This is a genomic window from Janthinobacterium tructae, from assembly GCF_006517255.1.
GTDB lineage: Bacteria > Pseudomonadota > Gammaproteobacteria > Burkholderiales > Burkholderiaceae_D > Janthinobacterium > Janthinobacterium tructae.
In genome coordinates, this window is sequence record NZ_CP041185.1 from 3459639 (window position 1) to 3483627 (window position 23989).

The window sequence follows — 23989 nt, forward strand, 5'->3', positions numbered from 1 at the left end:
AAAGTTTTCCTAAGGCAATTACCGATTTTGCCATTTTTCATGGAAAAAACATGGTTTCTAGAGGATTTTATCTAATGAGCAGACGGGAAAAACCACACTTTCGGTATACTTTTCATACACTTATGGATAATTCAAGACAAAAATAACTCGGATAAAAAAAGCGCCACCCGCGCAAAGATCGCGGATGGCGCCGGTCGATGCCGTGCTGCGAAAACGCTTACTCGCGCTTCGACACCAGGGTCAGAATGTCGTAGCTGGCTACCAGTTCCTCGTTCTGGTTGGTCACCTGCACGTCCCACGCCACCACGCCCTGGCCCACGCCAAAGACGTCCTTGCGGTTACGGTCGACCTTGCGCTTGCAGGTCAGGCGCGCGCGGATGGTGTCGCCGATGGCGACGGGGGCGACGAAACGCAGGTTGTCCAGGCCATAGTTGGCCAGCACTGGACCGACGCCAGGCGAGACGAACAGGCCGGCGGCGGCCGACAGCACGAAGTAGCCGTGGGCGATGCGCTTGCCGAACTGCGACTCTTTCGCCGCGATTTCATCGAAGTGCATGTAGAAGAAATCGCCCGAGATGCCGCCAAAGGCGACGATGTCCGCTTCGCTGACAGTGCGGCGGTGCGTGAGCAGCGAATCGCCCGTCTTCAGGTCCTCGAAGTGCTTGCGGAACGGATGGATCGGGCTTTCGTTGACATCCGCGCCGCGCACGTATTCGCCCGTGATCGCCGCCAGCATGGTCGGCGAACCTTGCACAGCCGCCCGTTGCAGGTAGTGGCGCACGGCGCGCACGCCGCCCAGCTCCTCGCCGCCGCCCGCGCGGCCAGGGCCGCCGTGCTTCAGTTGCGGCAGGGGCGAGCCATGGCCCGTCGAATCGACGGAGGCCACGCGCTCGAGCACATGCACGCGGCCATGCGTGGCCGCCACTTGCGGCACCACGCGCGCGGCGATCTTCGGATCGCGCGTCACCAGAGTGCTCACCAGGCTGCCCTTGCCGCGCGCGGCCAGGGCCAGCGCTTCATCGATATCCTTGTAGCCCATCATGGTGCTGACGGGGCCGAACGCTTCCACGTCATGCACGGCGTCGTTGCCGAAGGCGTCGCGGCACAGCAGCAGGGTCGGCGAGAAGAAGCTGCCATCCTGTGCCCCATCACCCAGGGGACTGAAACCGTCGGCCGCGCCGAACACCACCTCGTTACCCTGCGACAGGGTGGCAACCCGCTCCGCCACATCGCTTTGCTGTTCCTTCGATGCCAGCGCGCCCATGCGCACGCCTTCGATGGACGGGTCGCCCACCACCACCTTGGCCAGGCGCTCGCGCAAGCGCGTGCCGACGGCATCCATCAGGTGCTCGGGTACGATGATGCGGCGAATCGCCGTGCACTTCTGGCCCGACTTGCCCGTCATTTCGCGCACCACTTCCTTGACGAACAGATCGAACTCCACATCGTCGGGCGTGACGTCCGGCGCCAGGATGGCGCAGTTGAGCGAATCGGCTTCGCCGTTGAAGGGTACGGACTGGGCGATCAGGTTCGGATTGGTGCGCAGCTTGGCGGCCGTGGCGGCCGAGCCTGTAAACGTGACGAAATCCTGGCCATTCAAACGGTCCAGCAAGTCGCCCGTGGAACCGATCACCAGTTGCAAACTGCCAGCCGGCAGCAAGCCCGATTCATGCATCATGCGCACGACCGCCTGCGTCAGGTAGCTCGTCGCCGTGGCCGGCTTGGCGATGCATGGCATGGCCGCCAGGAAGCTTGGCGCAAATTTTTCCAGCAGACCCCAGATGGGGAAATTGAATGCGTTGATGTGCACGGCCAGGCCGCCGCGCGGCACCAGGATGTGCGTGCCGGCGAAGCCGCCTTTTTTACCCAGCGCGATGGCCGGGCCTTCGTGCAGCACGTTCGACGACGGCAGCTCGTTGCTGCCCATGCTGGCGTAGGCGAACAGGGTGCCGGTGCCGCCTTCGATATCGACCCAGCTATCGGCGCGCGTGGCACCCGACAGGTGCGAGATCGCATACAGCTCTTCCTTGCGCTCGACCAGGTACAGGGCCAACGCCTTGAGGCGCGCGGCGCGCTGCTGGAAGTCCAGCGCCATCAGGCCCGGCACGCCCGTCTTGCGCGCATACGTGACGGCCTCGTCGAAGTCGATCTTCTCGGCATGCGTGTGATAGATGACGCGGTTGTTCAAGGCGCTATGCAGGGGCACGGCGGCGCTTTCGCCCAGCCAGCGGCCGGCGATCAGGCTTTGCAGGGTAGATATGTGAGCCATGTGGTTTCTCCGTAAAACGAGGGTGTTGGTGACGTTGGTGTGGTGTCGGATTACGCGGGGTGCTGCCCCGCTAATCCGACCTACGCCCATATTGTTTATTGCGCTGCGGCGTTCTTGTGCAAGTGCAGCGGCAAGGCGGATTCAAAATTGAGACGCTGGCGGTTCGCCTCGACTTGCGTCAGGGCGTCCACTTCGCGCATCGTCTGCATCGAGCGCACGGCCAGTTCGTGGTACTGGCCCGTGCCCGAGCTTTTCCATTTGATTTCATCGTCGGTGAGCGACCGTATCACCTTGGCGGGCGTGCCCACCACCATGCTGCGCGGCGCGACGATCATGCCCGCCTTGACGAAACTCATGGCCGCGACGATGGATTCCTCGCCGATGATGGCGTTGTCCATCACCACAGCGTTCATGCCAACCAGCGCATTGCGGCCGATGCGGCAGCCATGCAGCACGGCGCCATGGCCGATATGGCCGTCGACTTCGACCACCGTGTCGCAGCCGGGGAAACCGTGCATGACGCAGGTATCCTGCAGATTGGCGCCCTCTTCCAGGATCAATCGGCCGAAGTCGCCGCGGATCGAGGCCAGCGGACCGATATAGCAGCGCGGGCCGACGATCACGTCGCCGATCAAGACTGCGCTCGGATGCACATAGGCGCTGGGGTGGACGACGGGGGTGACGCCGTTGATTTCGTAGACTTTGACCATACAGACTCCTTACATGCCCAGATAGGCGCTTTGTACCTGCTCGTTATGCAGCAATTCGGGACCGGGGCCGGACAGCGTAATGGCGCCCGTCTCGATCACATAGCCCACGTCCGCGATCGACAGGGCGGCGTGCGCGTTCTGCTCGACGAGGAAGATGGTGATGCCCTGGTCGCGCAGCTCGGCGACGATGCGGAAGATTTCCGCGATCAGGAGCGGCGCCAGGCCCATGCTGGGCTCATCGAGCAGCAGCAGTTGCGGACGGCCCATCAGCGCGCGCGCCATGGCCAGCATCTGCTGCTGTCCACCGGACAAGGTCCCGGCCAGCAGCAGGCGCTTTTCCTTCAGGATGGGGAACAGCCCATACATGCGCTCCATGTCGCCGGCCACGTCCTGCGCGGGGCGCGTAAAGGCGCCCAGGCGCAGATTGTCTTCCACCGTCATGGGGCCGAACACCTGGCGCCCTTCCGGCACCTGGCAAATACCGGCGCGCACGCGCCTGTCGGCGCTCATGCGGCTGACGTCCTGGCCGGCGAAGGCGATGCTGCCCGCGCTGATCGGCTGCACGCCGGAGATCGCCCGCAGCAGGGTCGTCTTGCCGGCGCCATTCGCGCCCACCAGTGCCACCAGTTGCCCCTGCCGTACCTGCAGGTCGATGCCGTGCAGGGCCTGGATGCGGCCGTAATGGCTGGTCAGGCCAGCGATATCGAGCACCAGCGGAGTTTGAGGTTTTTCCATCTTCATCATGCCGCCACTCCCAGATACGCGGCCACTACGTCGGGGTTGGCGCGCACTTCGGCGGCGGTTCCCTCGGCCAGCTTCTTGCCATAGTCGAGCACCAGGATATGGTCCGACAGATTCATCACCAGTTTCATGTCATGCTCGACCAGCACCACCGTCACGCCCGATTGCGCCACCTTGCGTATCAAGGCTTCGATTTCGCCCGTCTCGGTATGGTTCAGACCCGCCGCCGGCTCATCGAGCAGCAGCACCTTCGGTTTGGCCGCCAGCGCACGCGCGATTTCCAGGCGTTTCAAGGCGCCATACGACATCTGCCCCGCCTCGTCGTCGATATGCCGACCCACGCCGACAAACTCCATCAGGCCCGCCGCCTCGTCGCGGCAGGCCGCGTCGGCACGGCGCACGGACGGCAAACGCAGCATGGAGGCGAACAGGTTCTGGTTCAGGCGCAGGTGCGCACCCACCATCACGTTATCGATGGCCGTCATGTTCATGCACACCTGCAGGTTCTGGAAGGTGCGGCTCATGCCACGCCGCGCCAGCGCATCGGGCGGCATGGCGGCCACGTTTTCGCCATTGAGCAAAATCTCGCCCCGGGTCGGCGTGTACACACCGGTGATCAGATTGAACAGAGTCGTCTTGCCGGCACCGTTCGGCCCGATCACGGAGTGGATATTGCCTTCCTTGACGGTGAAGCTCACGTCCTGCACCGCATGCACGCCGCCGAAGCTCTTGCTCAGATTGTTAATCGTCAGCATCTCACACCTCCTGTGCCGGTGGTTTATTTGATGCGGCGGGCGCCTTGGGCACCCCTGCCCGCTTGCGCGAACGGCTGGCCAGGCTCGGTACGAGACCCTTGGGCATGAAGATCATGGTCGCCATCAGGATCACGCCGAACACCACCGTTTCCCAGCCTTCAAAACTGGACAACAGTTGCGGCAGGATCGTCAGCAGGGCCGCACCGATGATGGAGCCGAAGATCGATGCCATGCCGCCCACCACCACCATCGTTACCAGCTCGATCGAGTGGAAGAAGCCGGCCAGGTTGGGGGTGATAAAACCGATGTAATGGGCGCTGATGCTGCCCGCGATACTGGCAATGACGGCCGACAGCACGAACACGCGCACCTTGAAGCGGGTCGTATCGACGCCGACCACGCGGGCCGCCACTTCCGAACCGTGGATCGCCTGCAGCGCGCGGCCGACGGGCGAATCGATCAGGTTCAGCGCCAGCCAGGTGACGAGCAACAGCAGCACGGCGCACACCAGGTACCACGATTTTTCACCGGCGATTTCCAGTCCGGCGACACTGAAGGTAGACACGCCGATGCCATCGGGGCCGCCCGTCCATTGCGTCTCGTTGTTGATGACGATGGAAATGATGATGCCCAGGCCCAGGGTGGCCATGGCCAGGGTATGGCCCTTGAGCTTCAACACGGGGCGGGCCAGCAGCAGCGCCAGCAAACCCGTGGCGACGGCGCCGGCGGCCAGGGCAGCGAGCGGCGGCCAGTTGTAGTGCGTGGTCAGCACGGCCGACGCATAGGCGCCCAGGCCATAGAAACCCGCGTGGCCCAGGCTGATCTGGCCCGTGTAGCCCATCAACAGGTTCAGGCCGATGACGACGATGGCGTTCAGGGCGATGCGGATCGCCACGTCATAGTAGAACGCATTGCTGAGGAACAGCGGCAGGATGGCCAGCACCAGGGCCAGCACCAGCAAGCCGCCGTGGCGCGAGCGTGTGAAAAAGTTGGTCATACACGCTCCGAATTTTTAGCGCCAAACAAGCCTTGCGGCAGGAAGAACAGGATCAACAAGATCAGCACGAAAGGCACGGCGTCCTTGTAGGCCGAGGAGATGTAGCCGGCCGTCATGGCTTCGGCGATGCCCAGGATCAGGCCACCGGCAATCGCACCGGCGCCGCCACCGAGGCCACCGAGTACGGCGGCGACAAAACCTTTCAGCCCCAGCATGATGCCCGCGTCATACGAGGTATACGTGATCGGCGCGACGAGAATGCCGCCCGCCGCGCCCAGCAGGGCCGACAGGCCGAACGAAAACAGCAGCACCTTGCGCGTGTTGATGCCCACCAGTTGCGCGGCCAGCTTGTTGTGCGAGGTGGCCAGCATGGCCTTGCCCATCAGGGTGCGGCCGAAGAACCAGCCCAGCACCAGCACGATGACGACCGTCACGCCCAGCACCCACAGGCTTTGCGGCAGCAGGCTGGCGCCCAAAAACTCGATCGGCGCGTCGCCGGAAAACGCTGGCAGTGTATGCGTATCCTTGCCCAGCCAGATTTGCACCAGGCCGCGCAGCACCAGCGAGGCGCCGATGGTGATGATCAACAGGGTAATGACCTGCGCATTTTGCGCCGGTTCGATCACGGTTTTTTCCATCAGCAGGCCAACCAGACCCGTGGCGATAACGGCCAGGATGATGGCCAGCGGCAGCGGCACGCCGGCGGCCGACATCACGGCGGCCAGCATCCCGCCCAGCATGATGAATTCGCCCTGGGCGAAGTTGATCACGCCGCTGGTGTTGTAGATGATGGTAAAGCCCAGCGCCGCCAGTGCGTAGGCGGAACCGACCGTCATCCCGGAATACAGAAATTGTAGAAATTGAGCGACTTCCATGGTGTCTCCATTATGTTCGGCTGCGCGCGGACCGCCTTCGAGGGCAGCCCGCGCAGATACTTCTGGCTTACATTATTTCGACAATTGCCATTCGCCGTTCTTCACTTCCACCATGCGGAACGCCGACAGATCCAGGCCCATGTGGTCTTTGGCCGACATGTTGAAGACACCGGTGGTGCCGACAAAACCCTTGGTCTGCTCCAGTGCCGTGCGCACTTTTTCGCGGTCCGTTCCCCCGGCGCGCTTGATGGCGTCGACCGACAGGTTCAGGGCATCGAGTGCATAGCCGCCAAAAGTCGACGGATCGATCTTGTAGCGCTCCTTATACGTCTTGTCATAGCCGACGACGATGGCCTTCTGCGCGTCGCTGTCCGGCAGCATGGCGCCGATCAGGAGGGCTGGCGTCGGCAAGCGCACGCCTTCGGCGGCCTTGCCCGACAGCTTCAGATACTCGTCCGACGCCACGCCGTGCGACTGGTACAGCGGCAGCGCGGCCATGCCCAGCTGGCCGTAGTTCTTGGTCACCACGGCCGGACCCTGGCCCAGGCCGAAGACGAATACGGCTTGCACGCCGGCCGTGTTCTTGATGCGGGTCAGCTGCGCCGTGATGTCCGTGTCTTTCGGGCCGTAGGTTTCATCAGCCACCAGGGTGATGCCATATTTCGAGGCGACGATCTGCGATTCCTTGCGGCCCGAGGCGCCGAAGCCGCTCGTTTCCGACAGCAGGCCCACCTTGCTGATGCCACGCTTCTTCATGTCCTCGAACACCTTCTCGGCCGCCATGCGATCCGTATGCGGCGTCTTGAACACCCATTTCTTCACGGGATCGATGATCACCACGGCGCCTGCCAGCGAAATGAACGGCATGCTGGCACGCTCCACCAGCGGCGCCATCGCCATCGTCGCGCCGGTGGTGGTGCCGCCGATCAGAACGTCGACCTTGTCCGACTCGATCAGGCGCTTGGTAAAACCGTTGGCCTTGGCCGCATCGCTGCCGTCATCGTAGTGCACCAGTTCCAGCTTGCGCCCCAGCACGCCGCCGGCCGCATTGATTTTCTCGATATACAGCTGCAGGGTTTTCAGTTCAGGGTCGCCCAGGAAGGCGGCAGGTCCCGTGACGGACAGCACGGAACCGATCTTGATGTTATCGGCCGCATACGCGCCCGCGGCGGACATGGCCAGCACGCCGGCGATCAGGGTTTTCTTGAAGATATTGGCAATCATTGTGGTCTCCACCAGGTTGGCACTACGGTCAATGTATGGTTGGCGCTTTTTTACCAGCCTGCGCCTTTTTTTACTTTTTTATACGCGTTCAATTACTACAGCAATACCCTGCCCCACGCCGATGCACATGGTGCACAGCGCATAGCGCCCGCCCGTGCGTTCCAGCTGGTTCAGGGCCGCCATCACCAGGCGCGCACCCGATGCGCCCAGCGGATGGCCGATGGCAATCGCGCCGCCATTCGGGTTCACGTGGGCCGCATCGTCCGCCAGGCCAAGGTCGCGCGTGACGGCCAGCGCCTGCGCCGCAAACGCTTCATTGAGCTCGATGACATCCATCTGCTCGATGGTGAGTCCTGTCTGCGCCAGCACCTTGCGCGAGGCGGGCGACGGGCCAAAACCCATGATGCGCGGCGCCAGACCGGCCGTGGCCATGCCCAGCACTTTTGCGCGCGGCGTCAATTTGTATTTATCCACGGCGGCGGCGGACGCCAGCAGGATGGCGCAGGCGCCGTCGTTCAAACCCGAGGCATTGCCAGCCGTGACCGTGCCATCCGGCTTGACCACGCCCTTGAGCTTTGCCAGCATGTCCAGCGAGGTATCGGGACGCGGATGCTCATCCATCGTCACCATCTTCGGCTCGCCTTTTTTCTGCGGCACGGCGACGGGCACGATTTCGCGATCGAAGACGCCAGCGGCGTTAGCGGCCGCCCAGCGCTGCTGGCTGCGCAAGGCCAGACCATCCTGGTCGGCGCGGCTGATGCCAAATTCCACGGCCACGTTTTCCGCCGTTTCCGGCATGGTGTCGATGCCGTACTGCGTTTTCATCTTGCCATTGACGAAGCGCCAGCCCAGGGTCGTGTCTTCGATTTTCGCCGCGCGCGAGAATGCGCCGTCAGCCTTGCCCATCACGAAAGGCGCGCGCGTCATGCTTTCCACGCCACCGGCAATGATCAGCTCCGCCTCACCCGCCTTGATGGAACGGGCCGCCATGCCGACGGCGTCCAGACTGGAGCCGCACAGACGGTTGATGGTATTGGCCGGTACTGCTGCCGGCAAACCGGCCAGCAGCGCAGCCATGCGGCCCACGTTGCGGTTGTCTTCGCCCGCCTGGTTGGCGCAGCCGTAGAACACGTCGTCGATGGCGGACCAGTCGACGGTAGGATTGCGGGCGATCAGCGCGGCAATCGGCAGCGCGCCCAGGTCGTCGGCGCGCACGCTGGAGAGTGCCCCGCCATAGCGGCCAAATGGCGTGCGCACGGCATCACAGATAAAAGCGTCGTTCATGTTTGGTTCCTTGTTCTGGCTATCAGGGGAAAAGCTTCGGGCGCTGGTCGACCACGCGGCGGGCCTTGCCCGTCAGGGTGCGTTCGATGCCGGCGGCGGCCACCAGGCGCACGCGCGTGCTCACGCCCACATGCGTCTTGATGCGGTGTTCCAGCTCGCGCGCCAGGCCATCGGTCTCGCTGGCCGAGATGGTGGCGGTGAGATCGATACGCAGCTCGGCGATCACTTCGAGCTTGTCGAGGTGGCCGTCGCGCGTGACCACCAGCTGGTATTGCGGCGCCAGCTTCGGCATCTTCAAAATCAGCTCTTCGATCTGGGTGGGGAAGACGTTCACGCCGCGGATGATCAGCATGTCGTCCGAGCGGCCCGTGATCTTGCCGATGCGGCGCATCGAGCGCGAGGTGGGCGGCAGCAAGCGGGTCAGGTCGCGCGTGCGGTAGCGGATGACGGGCAGCGCCTCCTTCGACAGCGAGGTGAAGACCAGTTCACCCTCCTCGCCATCCGGCAGCACTTCGCCCGTTTCCGGATCGATGATCTCGGGGTAGAAATGATCTTCCCAGATGACGGGTCCGTCCTTGCTTTCGATGCATTCCGACGCCACGCCAGGCCCCATTACTTCGGACAGGCCATAGATGTCGACGGCGTCGATGCCGGCGCGCGCTTCGATTTCCGCACGCATGGCGTCCGTCCACGGCTCGGCGCCGAAGATGCCCACCTTCAGCGACGATTCAGCCGGATCGAGACCCTGGCGCGTGAACTCCTCGATGATGTTGAGCATGTACGACGGCGTGACCATGATGATCGATGGCTTGAAATCCTGGATCAATTGCACCTGCTTTTCCGTCTGGCCGCCCGACATCGGGATGACGGTGCAGCCCAGGCGTTCGGCACCGTAATGCGCGCCCAGGCCGCCCGTGAACAGGCCGTAGCCGTAGGAGATATGCACCATGTCGCCCGCGCGGCCGCCGCCGGCACGGATCGAGCGCGCCACCACGTTGGCCCAGGTATCGATGTCGTTCTGCGTGTAGCCAACCACCGTTGCCTTGCCCGTGGTGCCGCTCGACGCGTGGATGCGCACCACTTGCTCGCGCGGCACGGCAAACAGGCCAAACGGATAATTGTCGCGCAAGACTTTTTTATCGGTGAACGGGAATTTCGACAGATCGGACAGCGACTTCAGGTCGTCCGGATGCACGCCCGCTTCGTCAAAAGCGGCGCGGTAATGGGGCACGTTGTCATACGCGTGCTTGAGCGTCCATTTCATGCGTTCGAGCTGCAGCGCCTGCAGTTCATCCTTGCTGGCGCGCTCGATCGGTTCGAGGTCATTGGGGGAAGGCGTACGTTGGACCATCATTGTCTCCTGTTTAATTCCTTAACTATTCAATCGGTATTGGCAGTTCAAGCCTGCTCTTATCACTTCAATTGCTGATGACTTCGCCCGCCACGCGGATCGACTTGCCGCGAAAGAGCGCGACGGCGCGGCCATCCTGGTTGCTGACCTTGACGTCGTAGACGCCGCTCTTGCCGGCCAGCGCCTGTTCGACGGCATGCGCCGTGAGCACGTCGCCTTCGCGGCCCGGCGCCAGATAATCGATGGTGCAGCCGGCGCCCACGGTATTCATGTTGTAGCTGTTGCAGGCAAACGCGAAGGCGCTGTCGGCCAGGGCAAAGATAAAGCCGCCGTGGCAGGTCTGGTGGCCGTTGAGCATATCTGGGCGCACCGTCATCGTCATGCGCGCATGGCCGGGTCCCACCTCGGCCAGGGCGATGCCCATGGCAGCGGTGGCGTTATCGCGCGACAGCATGGAAGCGGCGGCCGCTTCGGCCAATGCCTGTGCCGTCATGTTGTGGTCCTTATTTGACATATCATTCGGCATGAAACGTCGCTCCAGTGGCAAGTTTGCGGCGCAGCAGCGGCGAGACACGGTAGCGGTCTTCGCCATAGCCTTGCGCCAGGTGGTGCAGCACGGTCACGATGTGCTGCACGCCCACCGCATCGGCCCAGGCCAGCGGTCCGCGCGGATAATTGACGCCCTTCTGCATGGCGATATCGACGGCAGCCACCGTGCACACACCCTGGTTGACGGCGTCGGCTGCCTCGTTGGCCAGCATGGCGACCGTGCGCATGACGGCCAGGCCAGGCACGTCGTCCAGGCGCGTGACGATGAAACCGGCCGCCTGGAACAGGCCCACGACGGCCGCGTAGGCGGCATCGCTGCACTGATCGGCACGGGCCACGGCAATGCGTTTGGCTCCGGCGTAATCGAGCGCCAGGTCGAACAGCACCGTGTCCGGATGCTGGTTGTCGTGCGCGCGCTGGGTGGCGCTGCGTCCGTCCGTGAGATAAATCGCGGCGCCGTTGCAATGCAGGGCCGGCGCTTCGTCCATCGCCTGGCCTTCGTGCGTGACGCGGCGGCTGACGGTGATGCTGGCCTGCTCCAGGCGCTGCACCAGGCTGCGAATGACGCCGCTGTGGCCACGGCCATCGCCGCCGATGGCAGCCGACAGGGCAACGAATTCCGGGGTCGCTTGCGCGCTTTCCGCCTGCGCCACGGGGGCCGGTGCACCTTCGCCGTACAGGTAAAAGCCACGGCCCGATTTGCGGCCGAGGAAACCGGCGTTGACCATTTCCTGCTGCAGCACGGACGGCGTGAAACGGGGGTCATTGAAATAAGCGCCGAACACGGATTGGGTGACGGAGAAATTCACGTCGTGGCCGATCAGGTCCATCAACTCGAATGGGCCCATGCGGAAACCGCCCGCTTCGCGCAGCACGCAATCGATGGTGGCGGCATCACCCGCCTGTTCGTTCAACAGACGCCAGCCTTCCGCGTAAAACGGACGGGCGACACGGTTGACGATGAAGCCGGGCGTCGATTTCGCATGCACGGGGCTCTTGCCCCAGGCGATAGACGTGTCATACACGGTGGCGGCGACTTGCTCGCTGGTGGCCAGACCACTGATCACTTCGACCAGCGCCATCAGGGGCACGGGATTAAAGAAGTGCATGCCGACCAGGCGTTCCGGGCGGCGCAACTTGGCGGCGATGGCCGTCACGGAAATCGACGACGTGTTCGTCGCCAGGATACAGTCGTCGCTGACCAGCGCTTCGAGTTCGGCGAACAGGCCGCGCTTGACGTCGAGATTTTCCACGATGGCTTCCACCACCAGGGCGCAATCGCTCACGTCGGCCAGGCTGCCGGCCGCCTGCAGGCGCGCCGTGGCGGCCGCCGCTTCGTCAGCCGTCATGCGGCCCTTTTCAGCCAGCTTCGCATACATCTTGCCGATATCGAGCAAGGCCTTGCTGACGGCTTCCGCGCGCGTGTCGTACAGTTTGACTGTGTAGCCGGCAGCCGCGGCCACCTGTGCGATGCCGGCGCCCATGGCGCCGCTGCCGATGACGGCGACGATACTGTTGTTTGCCAATGCGCTCATATCAGTGTCCCTTGAATTGCGGTGCGCGCTTTTCCATGAAGGCGGCCACGCCTTCGCGGTAATCGTCGCTGTGACCGAGTTCGCTCATCATGCGCGCTTCCAGCGCCAGCTGCTGCGGCAGGGTATTGGCGCCACTTAGAGCCAGCGCCTGCTTGGTGTACGCCAGTCCCTTGGTCGGCGCGCTGGCAAAATGCACGGCCAGCTTGCGCGTTTCTTCCGCCAGTTGGGCATCCTCCACGCACTTCCAGATCAGGCCCCAGTCTTCGGCTTTTTCGGCCGTCAGTTTTTCACCGAGCATGGCCAGGCCCATGGCGCGCGCCGATCCGATCAGGCGTGGCAGGAAGAAGGTACCGCCCGTGTCCGGGATCAGGCCCAGCTTGCAGAACACTTCGACGAAGCTGGCCGACTTGCCGGCGATGACGATGTCGCAGGCCAGCGCCAGATTGGCGCCCGCGCCGGCGGCCACGCCATTGACGGCACAAATCACGGGCATCGGCAGTGCTTTCAAGGCCAGCACCAGCGGTGCATAGTTCTTTTCCACCGACTCGCCCAGGTCCACGCCCTGCGAGCCTGGTTCGACGGCGCGGTCGGACAGATCCTGTCCAGCGCAAAAGCCGCGCCCCGCGCCCGTCAGCACGAACACGCGCACGGCGCTGTCGGCGTTCACTTTCGCAAGCGCATCGCGCACTTCCTCGTGCATGGCTTGCGTAAAACTATTGAGCTTGTCGGGACGGTTCAGGGTGAGCGTCGCGATACCCTGCTCGATGGTAAAGAGGATGTTTTGGTAGGTCATGGCGTCTCGTTTTTTTAATGGATACGGCAGGGCACTTGCCCTGCGCCGGCTTTATTCAGCCTGGTCGAAATCGACCACGACCTTGTCGGTCAGCGGAAAACTCTGGCAGCTGAGGACGAAGCCGCGCGCCACTTCGTAGTCTTCCAGCGCATAGTTGACGTCCATTTCGACCTTGCCGTCGAGGATCTTGCAGCGGCAGGTCGAGCACACGCCACCCTTGCACGAGTAGCGCATGTCCAGCCCGGCGCGCAGGCCCGCGTCGAGAATCGATTCCTTGTCCTTGTCCATCGTGAAGGTGGTGTGGTTGCCATCCAGGATGACGGTCACTTCCGTTTCCTGCACGGCGCCCGCGTCGAATTGCGCGCGCGGCTTATGAAGGTTTTTCGGGATGCTGGCGGCGAACAGTTCGATCTTGATATTCTGCTTGGGCATGCCGGCCGCCTGCAGGGCGGCGGAGACGCCCAGCATCATGTCTTCCGGGCCGCAGATGAAGGCGTTGTCATAATCTTCTACCTTGATCCAGTGCTGCAGGAACTGCTCGCATTTTTCCTGCGTGATGCGGCCGTTGAACAGTTCGATATCCTGCTGCTCGCGGCTCATCACGTACACCAGGTTCAAACGCTCCAGGTACACGTCCTTCAAGTCCGTCAATTCTTCCTTGAAGATGACGGACGACGAGGCGCGGTTGCCGTAAAACAGAGTGAAGCGGCTCAATGGTTCCGTCAGCAAGGTCGTCTTGATGATGGAGAGGATGGGCGTGATGCCGCTGCCGGCCGCAAACGCCAGGTAGTGCTTGCGGTTGACGCAGTCGAGCGGCACGTTGAAGTGGCCCATGGGCGGCATCACCTCGATGGTGGCGCCGGCCTTGAGCGTATCGTTCGCCCAGGTAGAGAAAGCGCCGCCCGGCGTGCGCTTGATGGCCACGCGCAGGGTGCCGTCCTGCACCGCCGAACAGATGGAATACGAGCGGCGCACGTCTTCCGCATTGATATTGGCGCGCAGGGTCAGGTGCTGGCCCTGCTGGAAGCGGAACTGCTGCTGCAGTTCCGCTGGCACGTCGAACGTGACGGCGATGGTGTCGCGCGTTTCATTGCGTACGTTCGATACGCACAGCGGATAAAATTTACTCATGCTTCATCTCCAGTTTCTTCGGAACGTGTGCCTGATTTTTTTAGTGGCACTTGAAGTAATCAAACGGTTCGCGGCAAGCCAGGCATTTGTACAGGGCCTTGCACGGCGTGGAGCCGAACTGGCTGGTCAGCTGCGTATGCGTGGAACCGCAGTTCGGGCAGATCACCTCCAGCGTCGGCATGGGCTGGCGCTTGACGCCACCGGCTGTTGCGCTACGAAGGCCGCTGATGTCGATCACCTGCTGCTGCGGTGGGGCGATGCCATAGCCTTTCAGCTTGGCCTTGCCCGCTTCGCTCATCCAGTCCGTGGTCCAGGCGGGTGCCAGCTGGTTCACCAGCGTCACCTTGGCCACGCCATGGCTGCGCAAGGCATCCGTGACGGCATCGGCGATCACCTGCATGGCCGGGCAGCCCGAATACGTGGGCGTGATCGTCACGATGCACTCTTCGCTGCTGACCACATCGACGGCGCGCACGATACCCAGGTCCACCACCGAAATGACGGGAATTTCCGGGTCCGGCACGTCGCCCAGCCAGGCCCAGACCTGGGCCGCGTCCAGCGCTGCCGTGGGCGTGTTCATTACCACTCCGCCCCGGGATAGGCGCGCTGCAGGAACTGCATCTCGGCCAGGATGAATCCCAGGTGTTCCGTGTGCGTGCCCTGCTTGCCGCCCTTTTGCATCCAGGCGTCGGGCGCCGGCATGCTCAAGGTGGCTTCGGCAAAGATCTCGGCCACGTGTTCGAGGAAGGCCTGGCGCAACACGTCCGATGGCGGCGCGATGCCGGCGGCAAGCATGGTCTGGTCGACGGCGTCGTACGTGAACATCTCGCCCGTGTACATCCACAGCTTGTCGGCGGCCGCCTGCGTCTTGGCATGGCTGTCCGCCGTGCCGTCGCCGAGACGCACGATCAGGTCGCCGCTGCGGCGCAAGTGATACGTCACTTCCTTGACCGACTTCTGCGCCACTTCGACGATGCGTGGATCGCTGCATTTCGCCAGTTCCAGCAGCTGGAAGTAGTGCCAGGTGTCGAAGAAGAACTGGCGCATCATGGTGTCGGCGTAATTGCCGTTCGGCTGCTCCAGCAGCAAGCAATTCTTGAAGTCGTGGGCGTCGCGCAAAAAGGCGATGTCGTCCTCGTCGCGGCCAGCGTTTTCCAGTTCGGCCGCATAGCTGAACCACAAACGCGTCTGGCCCAGGAGGTCGAGCGCCACGTTGGTCAGCGCCATGTCTTCTTCCAGCGCGGGACCCTTGCCGCACAGCTGTGACAGCTGCTGGCTGAGGATCAGGGCGTTGTCGCCCAGGCGCAAAAGGTAATCGAACTTTTGTTGAGTGAGCTTGTCATCCATTGCAGGCGCTCCCATCACAGGTTCTTGACTTCTTCCGGCATCGGGAAGAAGGTGGGATGGCGGTACACTTTGCTGTTCGACGGTTCGAACAGGGCGCCCTTGTCGCCAGGGCTGCTGGCGACGATATCGGCCGCGCGCACCACCCAGATACTCACGCCTTCATTGCGGCGCGTGTAGACGTCGCGCGCATGGTTGACCGCCATGGTGGCGTCGGAGGCGTGCAGGCTGCCCACATGCTTGTGCGCCAGGCCGTGCTGGCTGCGGATGAAAACTTCCCACAATGGCCATTCTTTGCTCATGTTGCTCTCCCCTATCTGTCTTGTGTATTTACGCTGCCGCTTTGACTGCGGCTTGTTTATCTGCATACGCGAGCAAGGCATCGCGGAACCATACGCCGTCTTCATACGCCTTGACCCGCGTTTGCAGGCGCTCGCGGTTGCACGGACCATTGCCCTTCAACACATTGTTGAACTCGGACCAGTCGATCTCGCCGAATTCATAGTGGCCCGTTTCCGCATTGAACTTCAAGTCGGGATCGGGCACGGTCAAGCCCAGGTACTCGATTTGCGGCACGGTCTGGTCAACCATGCGCTGGCGCAATTCGTCATTCGAGAACAGCTTGATGCGCCATTGTGCCGACTGGGCGCTGTTGACGGAGGCGGCGTCGGACGGGCCGAACATCATCAGGGACGGCCACCACCAGCGGTTCAGCGCATCCTGCGCCATGGCTTTCTGCTCTGGCGTACCCTTGCACAGCGACATCATGATGTCGTAGCCCTGGCGTGCATGGAATGATTCTTCCTTGCAGACGCGGATCATGGCGCGTGCATACGGGCCATACGAGCAGCGGCACAGGGGAATCTGGTTGATGATGGCGGAGCCGTCAACCAGCCAGCCGATGGCGCCCATGTCGGCCCACGACAGGGTGGGATAGTTAAAGATGCTGGAATACTTGGCTTTACCCGAGTGCAAGGCAGCGAGCAGATCGTCGCGCGACACGCCCAGGGTCTCGGCAGCGCTGTACAGGTACAAGCCGTGACCGGCTTCGTCCTGGATCTTCGCCAGCAGGATGGACTTGCGTTTCAAGGTCGGTGCGCGCGTGACCCAGTTGCCTTCGGGCAATTGACCGACGATTTCCGAATGCGCATGCTGCGAAATCTGGCGGATCAGGGTCTTGCGGTAAGCGTCCGGCATCCAGTCCTTGGCCTCGATCTTGATGCCTTCGTCGATGCGCGCCTGAAAAGCGCGCTCTTCCTGGCCCATGTCGTCGATGGAACGGACGTTCTTGAGGCCGGTTTCAACCATTTGTGCGTACATGATCTGTCTCCCATGTCTTTGATTTTGCGCAGCAACGCGGTGCGATCTACAGATAATACGATACAAAAAACTATTTGCATACACTTGATGTGAGTCATTTTAAAAATTCGTATCTTGTGCGGCTTTTTTGTGCGTATGATATTGCTGATGAGAAAACATTGCGAAGTGCCACCAGCGCTTCCGGCAAATTATTGACGCGCTACCCGCGCAGCCAAGTAAACTGCTGCTTTTATTGAATCGACCGCAACACGGCCAGACCGGAACCACATGAAGAACACCCGCTGCACGGCATGGATAGCCGATTTCCTGGAAAGCGACCCACCGCGCTCAAAGTCCCTGGTGATGACGATTTTCGGCGACGCCATCGTGCCGCGCGGCGGTGCCATCTGGCTGGGCAGCCTGATCGAACTGCTGGCACCGTTTGGCGTGAATGACCGCTTGCTGCGCACCAGCGTGTTCCGCCTGGCCCAGGAGGGCTGGCTCAGCTCGCAACGCGACGGCCGCCGCAGTGCCTATACGATACGCCCGGAGGCGCTGGCCCGCTTCGAGCGCGCGTATCGCCGCATCTATGCGCCACTGGTCGTGCACTGGGATGGCAGCTGGACCCTGGTGATCGGGCCGGCCGGCAGCATCGGCGCCGCCGAGCGGGGGGCGCTGCGCAAGGAATTATTGTGGGCTGGCTATGGCTTGATCTCTCCCGGCATCTTTGGCCATCCGGCCAGCAATGCGGAGGCGCTGGAAGACATCCTGGTGCGCAACGAGGTACAGGGCAAGTTGTATGTCTGCCACACTACAGAGTTGCCGGATGTCAGCACACGCCCGCTGCGCGACATGGTGGGCGAATGCTGGGACTTGTCGGAAGTGATGGCCGGCTACGAAAAATTCATCGCCAGCTTCCAGCCCCTGCTGACCTTGCTACAAGAAGCGCCCGTGTTCGATGCCGAGCAAGCCTTCGTCATCCGCTCGCTGCTGACGCACGCCTACCGCCGCGTGCAGTTGCACGACCCGCAGTTACCCGTCGAACTGCTGCCCGAACCGTGGCCCGGCACGCAGGCGTATGCGCTGGCGCGCGACCTGTACCGCATCACCCATGCGGCGGCCGAGGACCATATCCTGGCCACCCTGCGGCGCGAGGATGAGCAGGCGCCCGACGTCGAGCCATGGTTTTTTGAACGTTTTGGCGGCCTGAACACCTGACAAAACGTCCATGGCGGCGTTGCAGGGCCTGGGCGTACGTTCGTACTGCCTGCGGCCCCGCGCCTTGCCCTGAACATTTTTCAGGCGTTCAGCAATCAGTTACTGTCTGCTCACTGTTTTGCCGCCACCTGCTTCGCCCCAGCCAGCAAATCCTGCCCCAGCTTTTCCAGCGCATTGGCCTGCACCAGCATGGTATCGAGAATGGCGGCATTGAAGGTAAATTCGGCCGGCGTCGTATAGCCGGGAAAACGCAGAATGCGCAGCAATTCCTGCAAGGTGGTGCCCTTGCCCAGGTGCGCCAGGGCGTCGCTGAGGGCGCTGACTTTCTTTTCCAGTTCGCGTATGTGCTTGCCGTTGTCGTCCATGATGCTCTCCCGTGTCGGAGCTTCCACGTTAGCAAAGCATCTCCCGCGTCGTTTGCGCCAGCACAAAGGCGCGGCTAAAACGGGTATCATCGCGCCATTGCACACGATGCAAAACCCATATGTTTTTATCAGGAACACTCATGACCATTAAAATCAGCCAGCAATTCGACGCCGGCGCGATCGAGGTGCTGCGCGCCGACGATGCCCAATCCATCGAGCTGAACATCCGCAAGGATTCCCACGCCGACATCACGCAGTGGTTTTATTTCCGCCTGCAAGGCGCGCAAGGCGAGGCGTGCACGATCCGCTTCATGAATGCAGGCAAGTCGGCCTACCCGGACGGCTGGAAAGACTACCAGGCTGTCGCCAGCTATGACCGCGAAACCTGGTTCCGCGTGCCAACCAGCTTCGACGGCACGGTGATGACGATCAACCATACGCCGGAAGAAGAAAGCGTGTACTACGCCTACTTCGAACCGTACCCATGGGATCGCCATCTGGCCCTGATCGACAGCGCGCAAGCGTCGCCGCTGGTGCGCCTGATCGACTTGGGCAGCACGGTGGAAGGACGCGACATGAATCTGCTGGTGGTCGGTGACGCCGATGCCGAGAAAAAAGTCTGGGTCATCGCGCGCCAGCATCCCGGTGAAACGATGGCGGAATGGTTTGTCGAGGGCATGCTCGAAGCCTTGCTGGACCAGGCCAACCCGTTTGCCCGCCAGTGCCTGCAAGACGCTGTCTTCTACGTGGTGCCAAACATGAACCCGGACGGTTCCGTGCATGGCAACCTGCGCACCAACGCGGCCGGCGCCAACCTGAACCGTGAATGGATGACGCCGACCATGGAACGCAGCCCGGAAGTATTCCTGGTGAAACAGAAAATGCATGAAATCGGCTGCGACCTGTTCCTCGACGTCCATGGCGACGAAGGTCTGCCTTATGTGTTCGTGGCCGGCAGCGATGCGCTGGAAAATTTCACGCCGGCACAAAAGGCCGAGCAAGACCGCTTCATCGCCGACTTCAAGGTGGCCAGCCCCGATTTCCAGGATGAGCACGGCTATGAAGACGGCCCGTTCACGCCGGAGGTACTGACCATGGGTTCGCCTCATATCACGCATGCCTTCGGCTGCCTGGCACTGACCTTGGAACTGCCGTTCAAGGACAATGCCAACGATCCCGACCCACAAACGGGCTGGAGCGGCGCCCGCAGCGCTGCCCTGGGCGCGGCCGTACTGCAGCCTATCCTGTCCACCTTGCGCGCCTGAGCATCAGGGCCGGACCGGCCCGCGTGAGCCCCATGCCCCGCACGCCGGGGCATTTTTTATGCCCGCACGGCAAGCGTTGCTGGACGAGCGATTTTTTTTCAGAATATCTTGCTTAGCAGAAATTAACGTCCTACACTAAACAACAGAATCGGGCCGTGCCACGCTGCGCGGCCCAGCAAGAATACCGCCGGCCAGGCCCGCACGACCTCGCCGGCGATCCGGAATGCGAATGCGAATGCACGACATTGCCCTTGGTATCACGGCCCCATACCTGCCGAGCTAGCTCTCAGTAAGAAAAACGACCGCATCGGCATCGTGCCGCAGCGCATCTGGCTCTCTGCCTGGTGCGTGTACACATGCTGCCGGGCGCTTCCCGCATGTCGCCGAGGATGGATTACCTATGTCCAAGCTTAAAATCAGTACCCGCCTGGCCTTGAGTTTCGGCCTGATCATTGTCCTGCTTGCCATGGTGGCATTTGTTTCCGTGAGCCGCATCCGCAACATCAATGCATCGACGGATAAAATCCTCAATGACCGCTATGTCAAGGTCATGCTGTCGAATACCATCCAGTCCGAGATCAATATCCAGGCCCGCCTGCTGGGCAATGCCATCATCGGCGCCAACGATCCAGACGAGGTCAGTAGTGCCGTGACCAAGATTCAGGCATCGGTAAAAAAGAATACGGAACTGCTGGCGCGCCTGAAAACCATGATCAACACGCCCAAGGGCCAGGAACTGTTCCAGGCCGTGACGACCAGCCGCGAAAGCTTTACCAGGACGCGCGATGCGAATATCAAACTGTTGCAAGAGGGGAAAGCTGAAACGGCCGGCATCTTCCTGCTGACGCAGCTGCGTTATCCTCAAGAAAAAGTCTTGACGGCGCTGGCGGCCATGGCCGGCTTCCAGGAATCGCTGATGGCAGCCGAAGGCAAGCAAGCCCTCGCCGACGGGCGTCTGGCCATCATCCTGACCCTGTCCCTGTCTATCGCCGCGACGCTCATTGCCATCGTCCTGGCCGTTCTGATCAGCCGCTCCATCAGCCGGCCCATAGGCGAAGCTGTCAAAGTGGCGCAACGCGTGGCATCCGGCGACCTGTCGGGCAGCATCGACGCGCGCGGCACCGATGAAACGGGCCTGCTGCTGCGTGCCCTGAAAGAAATGAACGACAATCTGCAAGGCATCGTGGCCCGCGTGCGTCATGGCACGGATGCCATCGCCCATGGTTCGCGTGAAATCGCCTCCGGCAATATGGACTTGTCCTCGCGGACGGAACAACAAGCCAGCTCGCTGGAAGAAACGGCATCGTCGATGGAAGAACTGACGTCGACCGTCAAGCAAAATGGCGAAAACGCACGCCAGGCCAATCAGATGGCGCAATCGGCCTCCAGCGTGGCCAGCAAGGGCGGCCAGGTGGTGGCGGAAGTCATCACGACCATGGATACGATCAATGCCTCGTCGAAGAAAATCGTCGACATCATCGGCGTCATCGACGGCATTGCCTTCCAGACCAATATCCTGGCTCTGAATGCGGCCGTGGAAGCGGCCAGGGCGGGCGAACAGGGCCGCGGCTTTGCCGTGGTGGCCACGGAGGTGCGCAACCTGGCTCACCGCTCCGCCGCCGCCGCCAAGGAAATCAAGATCCTCATCGACGACTCCGTGCAGCAGGTCAATCTCGGCAGCAACCTGGTGAACCAGGCCGGTAGCACCATGCAAGAGATCGTCAGCAGCGTGCGGCGCGTCACGGACATCATGGCCGAGATCACGTCCGCCAGCAACGAGCAGGAAGCGGGGATTGAACAGATCAACCAGGCCATCACGGAAATGGATGCCGTGACACAGCAAAATGCCGCCCTCGTGGAAGAAGCGGCAGCCGCGTCCGAAGCGTTGCAGGATCAGGCCGGCATCCTGGCCGAAGCCGTCAGCGTGTTCAAGCTCGACGGCACGCAAGCGCTGCCACCGGTTACGGTTCCAGCCATCCGCGCGCCTGCGAAACCTGCCGCCGCACCACGCGTCACGGCCAAGGCCGCTGCCACACCCGCCAGGAAAGCAGACAAGGTGGTCGCACAGGCCGCAGTCGCCGAGACCGAGTGGGAAGAGTACTGAGGCACCCCCTGCCGCAAGGCATCGAGCAGCTTGCAGCGGGCGCACGCCACAGGCCTGCGCCTCAGCCGCCCGCCACCACCATGCTCTCGATGAGGATGGAACCGGTCTCTTTGGTACCGCGGCGCAGCACGTCGGCGCCCACGGCGACGATGTTGCGCAGCATGTCTTTCATGTTGCCGGCGATGGTGATTTCTTCCACCGGGTACTGGATCACGCCGTTTTCTACCCAGAAACCGGAGGCGCCGCGCGAATAGTCGCCCGTCACGTAATTGGTTCCTTGCCCCATCAGTTCCGTCACCAGCAAGCCCGTGCCCAGCTTTTTCAGCATGGCAACGAAATCATCGGTGGCGGCCGTCTGGCTGGACGTCAGGTACAGATTGTGCGAGCCGCCCGCGTTGCCCGTCGTCTGCATGCCCAGCTTGCGGGCCGTGTAAGTCGACAGGAAATAGCCTTGCACCACGCCATCCTTGACGACGTCGCGGCTGACGGTTTTCACGCCTTCTTCGTCGAACGGCGCGGAACCGACGCCGCCGATCACGTGCGGATCTTCAAAGATCTGCACGTGCGACGGCAGCACTTGCGTACCCAGGGAATCGTTCAGGAACGTGGACTTGCGGTACAGGGCGCCACCCGAGGTCGCTTGCACATAGGTACCCAGCAAACCGGCCGCCAGCGGCGCCTCGAACAGCACCGGACAGGTGCGCGTGCCCAGCTTGCGCGCGTTCAGGCGCGACAGGGCGCGTTCGGCGGCGTAGCGGCCGATGACTTCCGGACTCGACATTTTGGCGGCGTCGCGCACGGACGAATACCAGTCGTCGCGCTGCATCTTCGCGCCCTTGCCGGCGATGGGCGCCACGGACAGGGTGTGGCGAGAGAATGGGTAGCCGCCGATGAAGCCGCGCGAATTGGCGGAAACAAAGTGCGATTGCTGCACGTGCACGCCCGCGCCTTCGCTGTTCGTGATGCGCGGGTCGACGGCAAACGCGGCCGCTTCGGCCCGCTGGGCCAGCACGACGGCTTCCTCGGCGGAAATCAGCCAGGGATAGAACAGTTGCAAGTCGCGGGGGGACATTTCCAGCATGTCCGCGTCGGCCAGGCCCGCGCAATCGTCCTCGGCCGTGAAACGGGCGATGTTGTAGGCGGCGTCCACCGTGGCGCGCAGGGCCGATGGCGAGAAATCGGAAGTGCTGGCATTGCCGCGCTTCTTGCCGACAAACACGGTCACCCCCATGCCCTTGTCCTTGTTTTGCTCGATCGTCTCGATCTTGCCTTTTCGTACAGAAACGGACAGGCCACCGCCCTCGCTGACTTCAACGGCTGCGTCGGTGCCGCCCGCTTCCCGCGCAAAAGACAACACATCACGGGCCAGTTGCTGCAATTGCTCTTGACTATGGGTAAATACGGAGTCGTTCATGCGCTGTTTTCTTCGGAAAGCCGCTAAAAAGGGTATCATAGCAGTCGTTTACAGTTTACAGGTGCGGCCTACGCGGCCAATCCCGCCTTATCATGCCAAATCCAAACCGGGGAGCTTGCGGCTTCCAATCCACCGAATTCGAACAGGAATATGAACGTCCGTCGAAGTCGGAACTCAAGCGCCAGATGACCGTCCTGCAAAAGCTGGGCGAAGAACTCGTCAATGAAGCACGCGACCGCGTCAAGCGCGTCCCGATGCCGGAAGACGTGCGCGACGCCATTCTCGAATGCCAGCAAATCAAGGATCACGAAGGCCGCCGCCGCCAGCTGCAGTACGTGGGCAAGAAAATGCGCACCCTGGATGAAGAAGAAGTTGCCGCCATCCAACGCACCATCGATAGCTGGAAAGGCTTGTCGAAAGCCGACACGGCCAATATGCACGCGATGGAACGCCGCCGCGACAAACTCTTGACGGACGACAAGGCGCTGACCGTCTTGCTGTCGGAAAACCCGGAACTGGACGTGCAGCATCTGCGCACCCTGATCCGCAATGCCCGCAAGGAGCAGGCCGAGAACAAGCCGCCAAAAGCCTACCGTGAAATCTTCCAGATCTTGAAAGAGATCGCCAAGAAGAAAAACGGCGGCAAGAAAGATGCCGACGAAGATGACGTTGAAGGCGAAGACGACGAGTAAAAAACTGGGGTCAGACCCGGCGGGTCTGCCCCCGAAAGTAGCTAAAAACCGGGATCAGCCCGGTTTTTTTACGA

23 protein-coding genes are annotated in these 23989 nt (G+C 62.2%); 4 read left to right on the forward strand and 19 right to left on the reverse strand.

What is annotated here, in order from left to right; genetic code table 11:
* Positions 1-217: 217 nt before the first annotated feature.
* The 17 genes from paaZ to paaA form a co-directional block, all read right to left on the reverse strand.
* Positions 218-2269, reverse strand: a complete 2052-nt coding sequence (paaZ, locus tag FJQ89_RS15115; protein ID WP_141170770.1) for a phenylacetic acid degradation bifunctional protein PaaZ — start codon at positions 2267-2269, stop codon at positions 218-220.
* Between the two features lie 95 nt (positions 2270-2364).
* Positions 2365-2979 carry a phenylacetic acid degradation protein PaaY gene (gene paaY / locus FJQ89_RS15120; RefSeq protein ID WP_141170771.1) on the reverse strand — a complete coding sequence of 205 codons (615 nt, stop codon included), beginning with the start codon at positions 2977-2979 and terminating at the stop codon, positions 2365-2367.
* Positions 2980-2988: 9 nt separating this feature from the next.
* Complete coding sequence (locus FJQ89_RS15125; protein ID WP_141172820.1) at positions 2989-3720, reverse strand: ABC transporter ATP-binding protein; 732 nt, start codon at positions 3718-3720, stop codon at positions 2989-2991.
* Positions 3720-4475, reverse strand: a complete 756-nt coding sequence (locus tag FJQ89_RS15130) for an ABC transporter ATP-binding protein (RefSeq protein ID WP_086137156.1) — start codon at positions 4473-4475, stop codon at positions 3720-3722. Before FJQ89_RS15130 ends, FJQ89_RS15125 begins: the two co-directional genes overlap by 1 nt.
* 1 nt (position 4476) lies before the next feature.
* Positions 4477-5472 carry a branched-chain amino acid ABC transporter permease gene (locus FJQ89_RS15135; protein WP_141170772.1) on the reverse strand — a complete coding sequence of 332 codons (996 nt, stop codon included), beginning with the start codon at positions 5470-5472 and terminating at the stop codon, positions 4477-4479.
* Complete coding sequence (locus FJQ89_RS15140) at positions 5469-6347, reverse strand: branched-chain amino acid ABC transporter permease (protein ID WP_010401459.1); 879 nt, start codon at positions 6345-6347, stop codon at positions 5469-5471. The genes FJQ89_RS15135 and FJQ89_RS15140 overlap by 4 nt, the downstream gene beginning before the upstream one ends.
* A gap of 72 nt (positions 6348-6419) precedes the next feature.
* Positions 6420-7571, reverse strand: a complete 1152-nt coding sequence (locus FJQ89_RS15145; protein ID WP_101482846.1) for an ABC transporter substrate-binding protein — start codon at positions 7569-7571, stop codon at positions 6420-6422.
* Positions 7572-7649: 78 nt separating this feature from the next.
* The gene (gene pcaF, locus FJQ89_RS15150) at positions 7650-8855 is read right to left on the reverse strand and encodes a 3-oxoadipyl-CoA thiolase (RefSeq protein ID WP_141170773.1); all 1206 of its coding nucleotides are present in this window, start codon (positions 8853-8855) and stop codon (positions 7650-7652) included.
* 22 nt (positions 8856-8877) lie between these two features.
* Positions 8878-10206: a phenylacetate--CoA ligase PaaK gene (gene paaK, locus FJQ89_RS15155; protein ID WP_141172821.1), complete on the reverse strand. Its 1329-nt coding sequence runs from the start codon at positions 10204-10206 to the stop codon at positions 8878-8880.
* 67 nt (positions 10207-10273) lie between these two features.
* Positions 10274-10699, reverse strand: a complete 426-nt coding sequence (paaI, locus tag FJQ89_RS15160; protein ID WP_423245166.1) for a hydroxyphenylacetyl-CoA thioesterase PaaI — start codon at positions 10697-10699, stop codon at positions 10274-10276.
* Between the two features lie 22 nt (positions 10700-10721).
* Positions 10722-12290: a 3-hydroxyacyl-CoA dehydrogenase PaaH gene (gene paaH, locus FJQ89_RS15165; RefSeq protein WP_141170774.1), complete on the reverse strand. Its 1569-nt coding sequence runs from the start codon at positions 12288-12290 to the stop codon at positions 10722-10724.
* A gap of 1 nt (position 12291) precedes the next feature.
* Complete coding sequence (paaG, locus tag FJQ89_RS15170) at positions 12292-13083, reverse strand: 2-(1,2-epoxy-1,2-dihydrophenyl)acetyl-CoA isomerase PaaG (protein WP_141170775.1); 792 nt, start codon at positions 13081-13083, stop codon at positions 12292-12294.
* Positions 13084-13134: 51 nt separating this feature from the next.
* Positions 13135-14214, reverse strand: coding sequence for a 1,2-phenylacetyl-CoA epoxidase subunit PaaE (paaE, locus tag FJQ89_RS15175; protein ID WP_141170776.1), 1080 nt, complete (start codon positions 14212-14214; stop codon positions 13135-13137).
* 40 nt (positions 14215-14254) lie between these two features.
* Positions 14255-14794 (reverse strand): 1,2-phenylacetyl-CoA epoxidase subunit PaaD, encoded by a 540-nt coding sequence (paaD, locus tag FJQ89_RS15180; protein ID WP_141170777.1) that lies wholly within the window; start codon positions 14792-14794, stop codon positions 14255-14257.
* Positions 14794-15561 carry a 1,2-phenylacetyl-CoA epoxidase subunit PaaC gene (gene paaC, locus FJQ89_RS15185; RefSeq protein ID WP_141172822.1) on the reverse strand — a complete coding sequence of 256 codons (768 nt, stop codon included), beginning with the start codon at positions 15559-15561 and terminating at the stop codon, positions 14794-14796. The genes paaD and paaC overlap by 1 nt, the downstream gene beginning before the upstream one ends.
* A 14-nt stretch (positions 15562-15575) precedes the next feature.
* Positions 15576-15860 (reverse strand): 1,2-phenylacetyl-CoA epoxidase subunit PaaB, encoded by a 285-nt coding sequence (gene paaB / locus FJQ89_RS15190; RefSeq protein WP_034746356.1) that lies wholly within the window; start codon positions 15858-15860, stop codon positions 15576-15578.
* Between the two features lie 28 nt (positions 15861-15888).
* A complete protein-coding gene (gene paaA / locus FJQ89_RS15195) occupies positions 15889-16878 on the reverse strand; it encodes a 1,2-phenylacetyl-CoA epoxidase subunit PaaA (RefSeq protein WP_141170778.1) in 990 nt (329 codons plus the stop codon).
* 267 nt (positions 16879-17145) lie between these two features.
* On the opposite strand from paaA, the gene paaX reads away from it, so the two are divergent.
* A complete protein-coding gene (paaX, locus tag FJQ89_RS15200) occupies positions 17146-18075 on the forward strand; it encodes a phenylacetic acid degradation operon negative regulatory protein PaaX (RefSeq protein WP_141170779.1) in 930 nt (309 codons plus the stop codon).
* Positions 18076-18185: 110 nt separating this feature from the next.
* Here paaX and FJQ89_RS15205 read toward each other — a convergent pair whose 3' ends face one another.
* A complete protein-coding gene (locus FJQ89_RS15205) occupies positions 18186-18440 on the reverse strand; it encodes a hypothetical protein (protein ID WP_141170780.1) in 255 nt (84 codons plus the stop codon).
* Positions 18441-18580: 140 nt separating this feature from the next.
* Here FJQ89_RS15205 and FJQ89_RS15210 point away from each other — a divergent pair, with 140 nt between their 5' ends.
* Both FJQ89_RS15210 and FJQ89_RS28615 read left to right on the forward strand, forming a co-directional pair.
* Complete coding sequence (locus tag FJQ89_RS15210) at positions 18581-19705, forward strand: M14 family metallopeptidase (protein ID WP_141170781.1); 1125 nt, start codon at positions 18581-18583, stop codon at positions 19703-19705.
* 400 nt (positions 19706-20105) lie between these two features.
* On the forward strand, positions 20106-21809 hold the full coding sequence (locus tag FJQ89_RS28615) for a methyl-accepting chemotaxis protein (protein ID WP_141170782.1): 1704 nt from the start codon (positions 20106-20108) through the stop codon (positions 21807-21809).
* 61 nt (positions 21810-21870) lie between these two features.
* On the opposite strand, the gene pmbA is transcribed toward FJQ89_RS28615, so the two are convergent.
* A complete protein-coding gene (gene pmbA, locus FJQ89_RS15220) occupies positions 21871-23223 on the reverse strand; it encodes a metalloprotease PmbA (protein WP_141170783.1) in 1353 nt (450 codons plus the stop codon).
* 92 nt (positions 23224-23315) lie between these two features.
* Between pmbA and yjgA the strand changes: the two genes are divergently transcribed.
* Positions 23316-23915, forward strand: coding sequence for a ribosome biogenesis factor YjgA (gene yjgA, locus FJQ89_RS15225; protein ID WP_034746337.1), 600 nt, complete (start codon positions 23316-23318; stop codon positions 23913-23915).
* The last annotated feature ends 74 nt before the right edge of the window (positions 23916-23989 follow it).